Raw genomic sequence first — 13,782 nt, forward strand, 5'->3', positions numbered from 1 at the left:
CGGGTTTTTGGTGAGGCAGTGATTACTGTCCTCGAATTGCGAGACTTGCCGGTGGCAACCGGCTCAAGCACGCCAACCACGGCGCCGCAACCTCGGCAGCAGCCGACGCAAGCCCTGGCCGGAGGATTCCGTTAGAACGCCGCGGCCATGGGCATTGCGACCTTGTTGGGAATCTGGATGTCGATCTCCAATCTCGACGTCGTTTCGCCGTGATCCATGCTCACCTGCAGGAAATCCTGGTCGACCTGAACATGCCGGGCGATCACCGCCATGATCTCCTCGCGCAACACCGAGACGAGATCGGGCTGGTTGCGGCTTCGACGCTCGTAAGCCAACAGCAGTTGCAAGCGTTCGCGCGCCACCGGCGCGCTGCCGCGGCGCTTGAAGATATCGAGCAGGTTCATGCTGCCCTCCTTCCCAACAGCCGGTCGAGGAGGCCCCTCCGCTCGAAAGGCAGAATGACCGGCAGGTCCTCGCCCTCGAGTCTTCTTGCCGCGTCGATATAGGCGCGTGCGGCGGGGTTGGTGTTTTCGCTGAGCGTAACCGGCGCGCCCACATTGGATGCGCGCAGCACGTCCTGGCTCTCGGGAATTATTCCCAGCAAGGGCGTCGACAGGATCTCGAGCACGTCATCGATGCTCAGCATCTCGCCGCGGGCAGCGCGCGCAGCATCGTAGCGTGTGACGAGCACGTGTTTGACAATCGATTCACCTTGCTCGGCTTTCATCGTTCTGGAGTCGAGCAGGCCGATGATGCGATCGGAATCGCGGACCGAGCTCACTTCCGGGTTGGTGACGATTACCGCCTCGTCGGCAAAGCGCATGGCAAGTTGCGCGCCCCGCTCTATGCCGGCCGGGCTGTCGCAGAAGACGTAGTCGAAAACGGAGCGCAGCTTGTCGATGACGTCGGCGACGCCTTCCTCGGTGAGAGCATCCTTGTCGCGCGTTTGCGAGGCCGGCAGCAGGAACAGCGTTTCGAGTCGCTTGTCACGGATCAGCGCCTGCGAAAGCTTGGCGGTTCCCTGAATGACGTTGACGATATCGAAAACAACGCGCCGCTCGGCACCCATGATCAGATCGAGGTTGCGCAGGCCGACGTCGAAATCGACGAGAGCCACCCGCTTGCCGGTTTTCGCGACCGCGGCGCCGAGAGCGGCCGTCGAGGTCGTCTTGCCGACACCCCCTTTGCCGGATGTGACAACCACTACCTTGCCCATATTTGTGCCTCCAATGTTGTTAGTTGAGCGGTGCGACGCAAAGTGCGCCGTCCTCGAGAAAGGCCTGTACCGGCCTTCCTCGCGAGGAGGCGTCCATCTCCTCGGCAGTGCGGTACCAGCCGTCCACCGCCAGAAGTTCGGCTTCGTTTTTCCGGCAAAAGATGCGAGCCGCGGAATTTCCCGTGGCGCCGGCGAACGCACGTCCACGCAGCGTGCCGTAGACGTGGATCGATCCTCCGGCGATGATCTCGGAACCGGAACTGACGGAGCCGACAATGACCACATCGCCATCGGGATGAAAGATCGACTGGCCGGAGCGGATCGGTGCCTTGATCATCAATGAGTTCGGCGCCTGCGGCTCTTCCGTCTTGGCCTCAGCTGCGGCCTTCGGGTGCGGCTGCACGTAAAGCGCGTCGGCGGTGGCCTCCTTGGCGCCAACGAGGAGCGGCGGCAGATCGGCATCGAGAGCTACATTGCCATCGGCCTCGATCGCGTAGATGCGAATCCCGCGCTCCGCGAGTTGTAAGACCAGATCCCGCATCTCGCCCACCTCGGGCTTGAGTATATTCAGATCGAGCACGACCGGGCGGCCGGCAAAGAAGCCGGGAGAGTTTTCGGTCCAGTGATCGAGGCTTTGCAGCCATTCCCCTAGCGGGGCCTCAGGGGTGAGGGTGAAGGCTACAAACGAGCGCGCTCGAAAGCGTATGGACTTGTTTTGGATGGGAGCGACGCAGGTCACAGAGGCGAGTCCTTACTGATTGGTTAAGGCTAGCCCGGCATGGTTAACGAAAAGTTAATGGCGGCTTCCCGAGGCGTTGGCGGAGGCATTCTTTTTGCCCCTGATCGCCCCGCCGGCGCCCTGCTTCCGATGCACGACGAGGTCCTCCTCGCGGCTGCCTGGAGGCGCCTCCAGTTCACGAGGTCGGCCGACCGGTATATTGTTGCCGGAATGCCGGGCCTATTAAGGAGTTATCGATTTGACAAGCGTTGCCAAGGGGCCTGTCGCGGATCGCGGTCGCGCTACCTATGACCTTGGCGCGACCGCCATCTTTGCTTCCAAATCAGACCCGCGCTTTCACTATTGCCTGTATGTGCCTCCCGCGGTTGGGGAAGGGGCCAAAGTCGATCTGATGGTTGCTGTCCATGGCACCGGCCGCACCTCTTTTCTTGGATTCCGCGATGCGTTTTCCGAGTTCGGACGCTGGAACGGCTGCGCCGTTTTGTGTCCGCTGTTTCCAATCGGCGTTCTCGGGGATGATGCCCGCAGCGGATACAAATATTTGCTCGAGGGCAACATACGCTACGATCAGGTGCTGCTCGCCATGGTTGAGGAGGTCAGCGCCAAATACAGTCAGGATTGGAGCCGGTTTGCCATGTTCGGATTTTCCGGCGGCGGGCATTTCACGCATCGTTTTGCTATCCTGCATCCCGACAGGCTCTGGGCGGCCTCAATCGGCGCGCCAGGCTCGGTGACCTTGCTCGATCCGACGCGTGACTGGTGGGTGGGCATTCGCGATCTGCCGGAGAAGTTCGGCATCACCTTCGATGCCGCAGCGCTGGCAAAAGTGCCTTTCCAGATGATCGTCGGCGACGCTGACCTGGAGACTTGGGAGATCACTCATGTCCAAGGCAGCACCCATTGGATGCCGGGCGCCAACGATGCGGGGCGAACACGGCCGGAACGCCTCATGGCATTGTGTCGATCGTTCGAGGAGGCGGGGGCGCGCGTGCGCTTCGATTTGCTGCCAGGCGTATCTCATGAACGGGATGCGGTTCTCGATTCGGTCAAGGATTTCCTCGCCCAACAACTCAAGGAACGAGGGAATGCCTCACGATAAATTCGTTGCGCCCCAGCCCGTGAAGAGATTATCGCAATCAAAGCCCGACCACGTCGACCGCATCCAACCGCGATCTGCTGGCAGTGCGTAACGACTAGAGCAACGCTTCGTATTGATCGCCAATCTTGTCGACTGTGAAATCCGCCGCCCTGTTTTTCAGCACGGCAGCAGGGGTGGGGTGGTCCAGCATCTCGGCCATCGCCTTCGCCAGGGCCGCGGCGTCACCGACCGGCACCAAGGTGCCGAAACGGCCGTCAGCGAGTATTTCGCGCGGGCCATGCGGAGCATCGGTGGAGATTACGGGGACACCGGCGGCCATGGCCTCGACCAAGACGTTGCCAAAGCCTTCGCTCGTGGATGTAAGGACGAACAGATCGGCTGCGGCGTAACAGGCTGCGGGATCGTTGACGTAGCCGGCAAAGAGTACGTCCTGGCCAATGCCGATCTGCTCGGCACAGGCGTGCAATTCGGCAGCCAGCGGACCTTCGCCGAAGATGACAAGCCGGGCAGGGCGGCCGGCGCGCAGGGCAGCGAAGGCCCGCAGCAAAGTCCGGTGGTCCTTGACCGGCACCAGGCGTCCGGCGGTGGCGATGACCGGGCCATCGCCCATCGCCGCCAACGCTGCCTGCCAGGCATAGGAATTCCCCTGCGGTGCTTCAGCCGGCGGCAGCGGGTTGTTGATGACGACAACCTTCGATTCGGGGAAGCCGCGGGCGATGATGTCACGGCCGACACCCGCTGAAACGGCGATGGCTTTGGTTGCGCGCGCTGCAACCAGCGCGGAAAGCCAGATCGCCAGCCTCGCGCCGAGGCCGCTGGCAGGCAGCGATGCGGCGGCATGGAAGCTTGGAAAGAATTTTGCCCGGCTTCTGGCCAACATGAGTGACAGCGCCATCACCAGATTGGCGAATTCCGGGGCGCTATAGACCGCATCAGGATCAAGGCGGCGGAACAAATTTGCGCTTCGCGCGATGCCTTTCAGCGTCGCCGACTTGGCGTAACCCTCGCCGCGCAAGAGAAGGCCGAAGTCGACCAGATGAACGGCAGCGGAACGCAGCGCGGCGTTAGGGCCTTCCGCGTTCCAGGTAAAAAGCGTGACCTCGTGGCCACGCGACGCCAGTTCATTTGCCATCAGGACGAAAACACGTTCGGCGCCGCCGCCCCTCAGGCTGGCGATGTGGAAAACGATGCGCTTCGCCATGCCTTGCTTCAGGCTCGGCTGGCGGCAAGGCCTGATCGGTTCGGCGGCCGGCGCATGTCGCGGATGATGCCCATGCCGATGGCCAGAAGCATGCCCAGGGCAAAGCCTGCGAACGCTCCTGCGCCTGCCACCAGGGCAGTGCGCGGAGGCCATGAGCGCGCGGGCGGGGGCACCGCGGTCGAAATCACCTGTACGTTTGTGGTGTCGATCTGCTCGCGCTCGCTGATTTGGCGCGCACGTGACAGGAAGCTCTCATAGACCGCTCTCTTCGAGGCGGCATCGCGTTCAAGTTCACGCAGGGCGACTTCGGATTCGCTGTCGGTGAATACATTGCTCTTCAGATCGTTCATCCTGGCGTTGAGAGAAGCCAACGAGGCCCTGGCCTTGTCCAGGCTGGCCTTTGCCGTGCCGATGGTGCGGGAGAACTCGGCCCGGAGTTGCGAGTTGACGGTCTCGAGTTCCGTCCTGAGCCTGACAATCGTCGGGTGGCGCGGACCGAAGGTCATCGACTGTGAGTCGATCTGCTGCCGCAGGCTGTTTGACCTGTCGCGCAGCGCCGCGAGCGCTTCCGAAACCGTGGGGTCGGGATTGGCCCCGTTGATACCGGAGGCAACCAGGGCGTCGTAGCTTGCCTGCGCGGCGATGACACGCGATTGCGCATCGACGATTTCGCCATTGAGCTGCGTCAGCGTCTGCGAACTGACGAGCTGGCCATTGCTGGACGACAGGTTGTGGCTGCGCCTGTAGCTCTCGACCTTCTCTTCGGCTGCCTGCACGTCGCTCTTGAGTTGGCCAAGCCGGCTGTCAAGGGCAGCCGCGGCACGGCTGGCGCCGGCAGCTTCCGCCTTAGCCAGTTCTTCCTGGAAGTTTTTGACTATGGCCTGCGAGATCAGGATCGCCTTGGCGGTGGTTTCCGCAGATACCGAGAGGGTTGTGACAAACGAGGTCGGATCCGCGATGGCGTCTACCCGGTCCGCCAGGTTCTTCAAGGCGATGAGCCTCGGGTCGGGCTTCGCCACAGCGCCGGACGAGGATGTGCTCCGGTCCGGATCGAAAAACTCCGGATCGTGAGTCAGATTCAGTTCGTCCACCACACGGGAAAGCACGTTGCCCGAGGTCAGGATGCGCTGCTTGCTGCGCGTGCTGAGCAGTTGGCTATCGATCTGGCCCGGTTGCGAGTAGAGGTCGTTTTCCACAACCTGCAAATTGGATGGGTTGATGAGGACCTCGGTCGTGACGGTGTAACGCTGCTTGCTCAGCAATGCATAGGCGCCGCCGACAATGCCGCCGATTACCGCCAGCATGAAGGCCAGGGCGAGGCCGGCCCGCAGCCAGACGAACAGGCGTCGAAAATCGAGCTCGAGGAAATCGCCGATCTTGTCCAGGGTCACCGTTGCGACAGGCTCTGGAGGTTGCGGCGTCACCGGCGCGGAGCTTAGCGCCGCGACTGGGCCATGCTGTTGCAGCAATGCCCTGCGCCGTGCATTGGCGATACGCTCGAATGCACTGTTATTGGAAGCCGTCGCGGAGATGGGGGGTGTGCCGGAACCGGCAGACATGGTGACAACCCTTGTTAAATCATTACGCTTGGCCTGCTCTACAGAAACATCGTTAACATCTTATTTTCCAAGTTGGCCCATTTTACCGCTCACGCTGTCCGTCCGGCGGACGTTGAAGGGATTTCGTTGCCCAGAATGCCGTTCGAATATCGCCATTTGGATGGGCCATGAGCTATCCCGCTGCCGCTTCGGAACGATTATCGTCCAGCCGAGCGCGCCGTCAGAACGCGCTGTCGCTGCTGTTTTTCCTATGCGCAGCGTTCGCGCTCCTGCTTCGCTTTACGGTATCACCGCAGGTGATGAACATGGTCGTCGACTATACGGCCCAGGGAGGCTCGTTCTACGAGAAGCTGCATTTCGGCACCTATGCGATCATCCTGCTGCTTCCTATCGTTCTTTTCAGCCGGCCGTTTCTGCTGCACGGCGACGAAATTGGAATATTCAAGGCGTTGATCCGCTATTCGGTGCTGATGTTCGCGCTGGTGCCCTATCTGTTCGTTACCGGCCGTGCGGGCTCCTCCGGGTTCATCATCGATACCTATCTGGTGGCCGGCGCCACAGGCCTGTTGATGCTGGCATTGAATGCAGAGGTGCGGCGGGCGCTGGGGGACGTCGTGCTTGGAATGGCGATCCTGAGCGCTGTCATCGGCACCATCGAGGCGGTGACTCAACATCGGCTGTTGCCCTATGGGTTGAACGAACTGCAATTCAGGCCAACTGGCCTGTCGGCCCATCCGCTGGCACTGGGCGCGCTCTGCGCCACAACCATCGGATTCGTGCCGCTGACGCACTGGCGCATATGGGCGCGGGTGATGGCGATCTTCCTGTTGTTCATCGGTTGCGCTGCATCGGGCGCTCGCGCCGCGCTGATGCTCGCCACCGGCGAAATCCTCATTCTGCTGCTGTTCGTGCCTTGGCCGGGCCTGTCGCTCAAATATGAGCGGCAGGCCAAATTTGTCGTGCTGATGTTCACCGTGACGGGTGGCGCGGTGCTCGTAGCGGTACTGTTTGCGGGCGGTCTGCTGAATCGGTTCAGCAACACCATCTTCGACGAAAACTTCATGGCCCGGGTGACCATTTATCAGGTGTTCGGACTGGTCAGCTGGAACGACATCCTGTTCGGCATGAACGTTGACGACCTGCTGGCGATCGTCCGGCAGAAGCTGCATCTGCCCTACATCGAAAGCGCGCCGGTGGTAATTATCTTGCTCTTCGGCCTGCCCATAGCCCTGCTGTTTACAGCGCTGATATTCTGGTTCGTCTTCCGGCTGCTGCGCGGGGCGCCGCTGCCGGCATGGATCGGCACCATAACGTTCTTGCTTGCCGCGCTGTCAAACAACGCGCTTTCGTCAAAAACGCCGGACATGACGATCATCGTGGTGTTGCTGCTTGCCTACAGGAAGCAGCCCCATGGAGGCTCGCTCGAGAGCATGCCTTCGGCTGCTGCATCCAGCCCAAACCCGGCTGGATCTCGTTAAGCACGGACCTCGGATCCGGTCAGCCGGCGCTGTCCACGACCTCGACACCGCCCGCGCGATTGAGCGTGTGAATGCCGGACCGAGCCCATGCCGGCCCGGGATCGATTGAGCGGGGCAGTTCAAAACGGACGTCGAAATCATCAAGCCGATCCAGCCGCATCAATCCCAGGCCGCCGCCATAGGCTCTAGACCCGTTTTGCACCGGCAGCAGCAAAGCGTCGCCCTGGCGGATAAAGGCGCCGCCCGGCCGAGTGGCGGAGTGGTCGACTGCGACGGGATTGAGCGCGTGCGCAGCCCACGGCCCACGCAGCGCCGGGGCGGAATAGACGGCCATCGTGTCGGACGCGCTGCCGTGACCGAACCGCTCAGTCCCCAACAGCCAGAAGCGACCGTCGGATTCGAGCAGCGTGGCGTCGTTGAAATCCCTGTCCGTCATCAGCACAGTATCGCGTACCCAGCGATCCGGAAACTGCTCGGCACGGTAGAGCACCAGTTCTCGCGCCGTAGCGCTTTCAGGGATCATGAAAATCTCGCCGGAGTGAGCAAACACCTGCGGATATGACAGGTGATGCGCTTCCTCCAGCACCACTTTCGGCACGCCGAAAGTGCCGTCGGTGCCAAGTTCAGCGACAGAAATCACCCCGCGGCCGGTGGAGTAGGGAAACTCCTCGACAAACAGAAAATGACGGCCGTCGCGCTCGAGAACGAACGGATCGGCGTAGAAGCGCTGCCCGTCATCGGCAAGCACGGTGAACGGCTTACCATCCAGCTGTCCGGTTTCGGCGACGCCTGGACCGTCGATCAGCCGATAAGCAACCTGCCAATAGAAGGGGCGCCGACCACGTCGCAGTTTTTGCACGGCGCGGTCGACCAACCCCCTGCCGAAAAAGGACAGATAGTGCCCGATAAATCCGCCTTTCTGCAGGGGCGGCGCCGGGCTCTCGGCAATCGGCGCAAGTTTGCCCGCGGAAAAGCGGGCGACACATTGGGCAATCAGGGAGATGGCGCCGGCGAGCAGGTCGTTGCTGGTTCGGGATAGCCACAACCGGTCGCTGATCATCGGCCGCGCCGTGGCGACGGCAACGCCGTCGAGGCGCGCGGTGAGTTCGGGCAACCGCCCGCTCGCCAGCATCTCGGTCATGCCCGCGGCAAAGCTGCTTTGGCCGCAAAATTCGAGCGTCAGGACAGGCGTGCCCCGTCGTGCGGCGGTAGCGGTGAGATCGACCATAAGATCGACTGGGCCGGTGTCGCCGGACGGCAACGGCCGGGAACGGCTTGCCAGTGAGGGGCCGAAGCGCCGGCCCTCGAGCGCCAGCACATTGTCCATCGTGCGCGCATTGGGTTCAGGCGTCGGCGCGCGGCAACTCGAAACCGCATGTCCAGCCGCACTCAACCGCGCCAGAAGCTCATTTTCCCAGCGCCGGGATGCGTCGGCGTGGCCGATGATTAAAATATTAGTCAATCCAATATATTCTTTTTCAAGACTACTGCCATAGACTACTTGTCAGCCCAACCTTTCACAAGAGTTAACCCGGGAGAACGCGGCCTTGGTTGTTAATCATATATTAAGAATTGAGATCACGAAGGCGCTTTCCGGCGCTATTATGGCTCTTGCGGGCAATAGTCGGTATGTCCCGAAGGCTGCAGGCGACCAGGATCAGCGATGAACGTCCTTTCACGTCCAAAACTGCCATCCAGGCAGAAACTGCTGATTGTGTTCGGCACTAGGCCGGAGGCACTCAAATGCTTTCCAGTGGCGCGTGCCGCCCTTGCTCATCCAGGCTTCATCACCGAAATATGCATAACCGCCCAGCATCGTGAAATGGTCGACCAGGTTGTCGAACTGACCGGCTTGCCTGTGCACCACGATCTCAACATCATGCAACCCGGCCAGTCGCTGTTCGATGTGACCTCGCGCGTGCTCCTGGGCATGGCCGAGGTGCTGGACAAGGCGAAGCCCGATATCGTCATGGTGCAGGGCGACACCACCACGGCGATGGCCGCGGCTCTGGCTGCCTTCTACAAGCGTATCCCCGTCGCTCATGTCGAAGCAGGATTGCGCAGCCACAACATCAACTCGCCGTTTCCTGAAGAACTGAACCGCAAGATTGCCGGCGACATCGCCACCTGGCATTTTGCGCCGACCGTTCAAGCGCGCGACAATCTCATCGCCGAAGGAAAGGCCGAAAGTAGCATCTTCGTGACCGGCAACACCGTGATCGACACGCTGTTGCATTTTTCAAGCGCGATCGATGCCGACAGGCTGATGAACGCGAAGCTCGCTGCCAGCTTCCCCTTCCTCGACCCTTCCAAGAAGATGATCCTCGTCACCGGACATCGCCGCGAGAATTTCGACGGCGGCATCCAGCGCATCTGTACGGCGTTGAAGGGATTGGCGGCGCGCGGAGACGTGCAGATCGTCTACCCTGTCCATCCAAACCCCAATGTGCGCTCGGTGGTCAACGCAGAGCTGGAAGGCGTGCCGAACATCCATCTGGTCGAGCCGCAGGACTATCTGCCGTTCCTGTACCTGCAGAAGCAGAGCTATCTGGTGCTTACCGATAGCGGCGGCGTGCAGGAAGAAGCGCCTTCGCTCGGCAAGCCGGTGCTGGTGATGCGCGAAAATACCGAGCGACCCGAGGGGATCGTGGCCGGCACCGCCCGCCTTGTCGGCACCGATGTCGAGAAAATCCTGTTCAACGCCAATCGCCTGCTCGACGATCAGGCTGCCTATCGCGGCATGGCGGAACGACACAACCCATATGGCGATGGCCGGGCCAGTAACCGGATTGTTGAGGAACTGCTGCATCATGGCTGAAATCAAAACCGTTTCCGTAATCGGCATGGGATATATCGGCCTGCCGACCTGCGCCATTTTCGCCAGCCGCGGGCTCAACGTCATTGGCGTCGATGTCAACGGAGCGGTGGTCGAGAAGGTCAACCGCGGCGAAATCCACATCGTCGAGCCGGACCTTGACGGTCTGATCCAGAAGGTCGTGGCGAACGGCAAGCTCATGGCCTACAGCACGCCGCAGCCGGCGGACGCCTATATCATCGCCGTGCCGACCCCGATGACCCACGACCATAAGCCGGACGTGACCTACGTGCTCGCGGCGGCACGAAGCATCGCCCCCGTGCTGAAGCGCGGAGACCTTGTGGTATTGGAATCGACATCGCCGGTTGGAACCACGCGCATCATGACCGGGCTGCTTGCCGAGTTGCGGCCTGATCTCAAATTTCCTGTCCAGCATGGCGAAGACGCCGATGTGCTGGTCGCCTATTCCCCCGAGCGCGTGCTGCCGGGAAAGGTGCTGACCGAGCTGATCAACAACGATCGCTCGATCGGCGGATTGTCCCGCAAATCGTCGGAACGGACGGCGGCACTTTATTCAACCTTCGTCACCGGCGACCTGTTCATGACAACGGCCGAAAGTGCTGAGCTGGTGAAACTGACGGAGAACGCGTTCCGCGACGTCAACATCGCCTTTGCCAACGAGCTTGCCGCCGTGTGTCAGGATCTGTCGCTCAATGTATGGGAAGTGATCGATCTCGCCAATCGACACCCTCGCGTGAACATCCTCCAGCCGAGCCCGGGCGTCGGCGGTCACTGCATTGCGGTCGATCCATATTTTATCATCGACGCCGCACCCAACAGCACGCGGCTGATGGCTTCGGCACGCCGGATCAATTCCGAGCGGCCGATGTCGGTGGTCAGGGATATCGAGGCCTTGCTCGACCCCTCCCGCAAGCAAACGATCGCCTGTCTTGGCCTCAGCTTCAAAGCCAACATCGACGATCTGCGCGAGAGCCCGGCCGTCGAGGTGGTGAAACTTCTGTCCGATATCCCCAATGTGAAGATCATTGCGGCTGAACCCAACACAAATGCGCTGCCGCATGAGCTCGAGGGCAGGGGCATCGTGTTCACCGACGCACTTTCGGCCATCGACAAGTCCGATATCGTCGTCCTCCTGGTCGACCATCGGCAGTTCAATCTGGTCGACCCCGAAGCGCTCAAGGACAAGAAGCTCGTCGATACGAGGGGTCTGTGGACGTGGCGCAAGGCACGCAAGCCCGACGCCCGCATCGAAGGCAAGAAACCAGAGGTCGCACAAGTGACGCTTGCAAGGGAGCAGGCCGCATGAACGCGCACGCCCCGGCATGGGCGCAGCATTCCCTGTTGGCATCACGGCGCCGGGAGTTCCTTGGCGCACCGATCCATGCGCTGACCATGGCCGAGACACTGGCCATCGCCGACGAGGCGATGACCCTGGGGCGGCCGCTGCATCATGTGGTCGTGAACGTCGCCAAGCTGGTTACCATGCGCCAGAATGCCGAGCTGCGCGAGGACGTGGCCGGGGCGGACGTGGTCAATGTCGACGGCATCGGCGTGCTTTGGGGTGCACGTCTGTGCGGCGTCGCGCTGCCCGAGCGGGTGGCGGGCGTCGACATCATGATCAATCTGCTGAGCCTCTGCGCGAAGCGTGGATTCAGGCCGTATCTGCTGGGGGCCGAACAGCACGTTCTCGACGCGGTTGTAGTGAGACTTGCCAAGGACCATCCGAGCCTCGTCATAGCGGGAATGCGCAACGGCTATTTCAAGCCGGAGGACGAGGCCGGGATCGTCGCGGCGATCAACGCCTCGGGCGCCGACTGCCTGCTGGTGGCCATGCCGACACCGCGCAAGGAACGCTTTCTCAAACGCTACCGCGATGAACTCGCCTCAAGCTTCGTGATGGGCGTGGGCGGCAGTTTCGACGTCTATGGGGGCAAGGTTGCCCGTGCGCCGAAGCTGATACAAGCGGCCGGCCTGGAGTGGCTGTTCCGCGTCGTCCAGGAGCCGCGACGCTTGTGGCGCCGCTACTACGACACCAACACTGCCTATGCGGGACTGCTGTTCCGGGAGTTCTGGGAGCGTCGCTGGCGCCGAAACGCCGGTTTATAGATTCGCGTTCCCCCACAAAACAGGCGTTGACCCTGGACTTCGCTTTACGCGATCCGTAGCCGCGCTCGCAGCTGGGCGACGAATTGCGTCGCTGCCACAGGGTGGAACAACGAGGTCAGCCCGAAGAAAACCGCAGCACCGGCAGTGCCGCCGGCGACAAGCGAGAAGATTGCCGGCACATCGCCGGCCACCATGCTGGCAAGTTTGGCGGCCACCCCCGTGCTGAGCGAGATGACCACCGAGACACCGATGTCGCGCCATGGCACCGGCACCGGTGTGAGTCGCTCGCTGATGATAATGCAGGTTATGGAGCCCACCACCGAGCCGCCCGCCAGCGCCAAAGCGGCGCCGATCTCCGCCATCGGGGGGATCAACAGCAGGGACAATGCGATTGTTGCCACCGAGCCGAAGAGATTGGCGATGATCAGCAGCCACGGCCGCTTGTGCGCGTGCACCACGACGCCATAGACGAAGCTGGTGAGGTTGGCGCACAGCACGCTGAAGGCAATGATCGGAAACAGCAGGCCGAAGCGGCCGTGATATTGCGAGGGCAGCATGAGCTCGGTGATATCGCTGCTGAGCGCGACCAGCATCGCTGCAATAGGCAGGCAAAGCCGCATCATCAGCGCCATCAGTTGCGACAGCAGCCGGCCCGACGCCGCGGGCCCATCCTCGTCGAACCGGCTGACCACCTCGGGAAAGGCGCCCATGTTGATGGCGTTGGCGACCATGTCGATCGGCTGGCGGGCCAGCGCATAGGCTGCGGCGAAGATCGCCACAGCGCTGGCATCGTAATAGATCTTGAGGAACAGACGCTCCGCGCTGTTGAGCCCGAAGCCTACCAGCGCCATGATGATCAGCGGCACACCGAGCGCAAAGAAGTCCCTGTGGGTGAAGCGCGGCGGACCGGCAACGAGCCGTCGCGATGCCATGATGCCGGCCACGATGCCGGCAATCAAGGCGCCGAGGCTCGAGCCGAGCGACACCGTCAGAAAGCTATCCTGAAAGACAAGGATAGCGCCGATCGGCAGCGCGAGTTGCAGCAGGGCACGCAGGGCTTCTAGCATCGAATAGACCGAATGGCGCTGCTGCATCTGCAGCACCGTCAACGCGAAGCGGCTGATGGACCCGGCGACCAGATAGCCGCAGACTGCGATCGCGAACTCGACCCAGCGTTCAGGCACGATCACCGCCGACGCGCCTACCGATATGACCAGCGCCAGTGCCGTGGTGGCAAGCAACACCTGACCGGCCAGCATCAGGCTGCCGCGGCTGACTTCGCCCTTGCCGCCAAGCCTGAGCAAGGCGATGCGCAGCCAGTTGGTGACGGCAATGTCGGTCATTTCCCCGACGGTCACCACCAGGGTGAGCAGGCCATACTCGGTCTGGTCGATCAAACGCGTCACGACGACGAGCAGGAGCAGCGCCGAAATTCGCGTCAGCAGGATCGCCGGAGCATAAATGAGCGTGGAACGGAGCAGCAAGGGCGTGTCCCTGGAAAACTCACCTTCGACTAGCCGCCGACTGGCGGAAAATCCAGCCCGATGA

The 13,782-nt window shown here is 61.8% G+C and carries 12 protein-coding genes; 5 read left to right on the forward strand and 7 right to left on the reverse strand.

The genetic code is table 11. The features are described from left to right. Positions 1–131: 131 nt before the first annotated feature. The 3 genes from minE to minC are packed head-to-tail and all read right to left on the reverse strand — an operon-like array spanning position 132 to position 1,955. Complete coding sequence (gene minE, locus NKJ32_RS22800; protein WP_023677151.1) at positions 132–404, reverse strand: cell division topological specificity factor MinE; 273 nt, start codon at positions 402–404, stop codon at positions 132–134. Then, positions 401–1,216: a septum site-determining protein MinD gene (gene minD, locus NKJ32_RS22805; RefSeq protein WP_023677152.1), complete on the reverse strand. Its 816-nt coding sequence runs from the start codon at positions 1,214–1,216 to the stop codon at positions 401–403. Before minD ends, minE begins: the two co-directional genes overlap by 4 nt. A 19-nt stretch (positions 1,217–1,235) precedes the next feature. Beyond that, complete coding sequence (gene minC, locus NKJ32_RS22810) at positions 1,236–1,955, reverse strand: septum site-determining protein MinC (RefSeq protein WP_023677153.1); 720 nt, start codon at positions 1,953–1,955, stop codon at positions 1,236–1,238. 238 nt (positions 1,956–2,193) lie between these two features. Between minC and NKJ32_RS22815 the strand changes: the two genes are divergently transcribed. Beyond that, positions 2,194–3,054 carry a hydrolase gene (locus tag NKJ32_RS22815; RefSeq protein ID WP_023677154.1) on the forward strand — a complete coding sequence of 287 codons (861 nt, stop codon included), beginning with the start codon at positions 2,194–2,196 and terminating at the stop codon, positions 3,052–3,054. 94 nt (positions 3,055–3,148) lie between these two features. Here the strand turns inward: NKJ32_RS22815 and NKJ32_RS22820 are convergent, their stop codons facing one another. Further along, positions 3,149–4,255 (reverse strand): glycosyltransferase, encoded by a 1,107-nt coding sequence (locus NKJ32_RS22820; protein ID WP_023677155.1) that lies wholly within the window; start codon positions 4,253–4,255, stop codon positions 3,149–3,151. Positions 4,256–4,263: 8 nt separating this feature from the next. Continuing rightward, positions 4,264–5,814, reverse strand: coding sequence for a GumC family protein (locus NKJ32_RS22825; protein ID WP_352756639.1), 1,551 nt, complete (start codon positions 5,812–5,814; stop codon positions 4,264–4,266). Positions 5,815–5,981: 167 nt separating this feature from the next. Here NKJ32_RS22825 and NKJ32_RS22830 point away from each other — a divergent pair, with 167 nt between their 5' ends. Next, positions 5,982–7,292, forward strand: a complete 1,311-nt coding sequence (locus NKJ32_RS22830; RefSeq protein WP_352455347.1) for a VpsF family polysaccharide biosynthesis protein — start codon at positions 5,982–5,984, stop codon at positions 7,290–7,292. Positions 7,293–7,311: 19 nt separating this feature from the next. On the opposite strand, the gene NKJ32_RS22835 is transcribed toward NKJ32_RS22830, so the two are convergent. Next, positions 7,312–8,754, reverse strand: coding sequence for a glucosamine inositolphosphorylceramide transferase family protein (locus NKJ32_RS22835; protein ID WP_352569039.1), 1,443 nt, complete (start codon positions 8,752–8,754; stop codon positions 7,312–7,314). Positions 8,755–8,955: 201 nt separating this feature from the next. Between NKJ32_RS22835 and wecB the strand changes: the two genes are divergently transcribed. The 3 genes from wecB to NKJ32_RS22850 are packed head-to-tail and all read left to right on the forward strand — an operon-like array spanning position 8,956 to position 12,234. Continuing rightward, entirely contained in the window at positions 8,956–10,110 is a 1,155-nt protein-coding gene (wecB, locus tag NKJ32_RS22840) for a non-hydrolyzing UDP-N-acetylglucosamine 2-epimerase (RefSeq protein WP_352756637.1), read from the forward strand. Next, positions 10,103–11,434, forward strand: coding sequence for a UDP-N-acetyl-D-mannosamine dehydrogenase (gene wecC / locus NKJ32_RS22845; RefSeq protein WP_352541698.1), 1,332 nt, complete (start codon positions 10,103–10,105; stop codon positions 11,432–11,434). The genes wecB and wecC overlap by 8 nt, the downstream gene beginning before the upstream one ends. After that, positions 11,431–12,234: a WecB/TagA/CpsF family glycosyltransferase gene (locus tag NKJ32_RS22850; RefSeq protein WP_352756635.1), complete on the forward strand. Its 804-nt coding sequence runs from the start codon at positions 11,431–11,433 to the stop codon at positions 12,232–12,234. The genes wecC and NKJ32_RS22850 overlap by 4 nt, the downstream gene beginning before the upstream one ends. 44 nt (positions 12,235–12,278) lie before the next feature. Here the strand turns inward: NKJ32_RS22850 and NKJ32_RS22855 are convergent, their stop codons facing one another. After that, positions 12,279–13,718, reverse strand: coding sequence for a lipopolysaccharide biosynthesis protein (locus tag NKJ32_RS22855; protein WP_352704076.1), 1,440 nt, complete (start codon positions 13,716–13,718; stop codon positions 12,279–12,281). Between the last annotated feature and the right edge of the window lie 64 nt (positions 13,719–13,782).

It is taken from the genome of Mesorhizobium sp. M0159, from assembly GCF_040322295.1.
Lineage (GTDB): Bacteria > Pseudomonadota > Alphaproteobacteria > Rhizobiales > Rhizobiaceae > Mesorhizobium.

Bases quoted from the DNA above. Each gene is read 5' to 3' on its own strand.
- minE (WP_023677151.1), bottom strand. From the start codon at position 404: ATGAACCTGCTCGATATCTTCAAGCGCCGCGGCAGCGCGCCGGTGGCG.
- NKJ32_RS22825 (WP_352756639.1), bottom strand. From the start codon at position 5,814: ATGTCTGCCGGTTCCGGCACACCCCCCATCTCCGCGACGGCTTCCAAT.
- NKJ32_RS22820 (WP_023677155.1), bottom strand. From the start codon at position 4,255: ATGGCGAAGCGCATCGTTTTCCACATCGCCAGCCTGAGGGGCGGCGGC.
- wecB (WP_352756637.1), top strand. From the start codon at position 8,956: ATGAACGTCCTTTCACGTCCAAAACTGCCATCCAGGCAGAAACTGCTG.
- NKJ32_RS22850 (WP_352756635.1), top strand. From the start codon at position 11,431: ATGAACGCGCACGCCCCGGCATGGGCGCAGCATTCCCTGTTGGCATCA.
- NKJ32_RS22830 (WP_352455347.1), top strand. From the start codon at position 5,982: ATGAGCTATCCCGCTGCCGCTTCGGAACGATTATCGTCCAGCCGAGCG.
- minD (WP_023677152.1), bottom strand. From the start codon at position 1,216: ATGGGCAAGGTAGTGGTTGTCACATCCGGCAAAGGGGGTGTCGGCAAG.
- wecC (WP_352541698.1), top strand. From the start codon at position 10,103: ATGGCTGAAATCAAAACCGTTTCCGTAATCGGCATGGGATATATCGGC.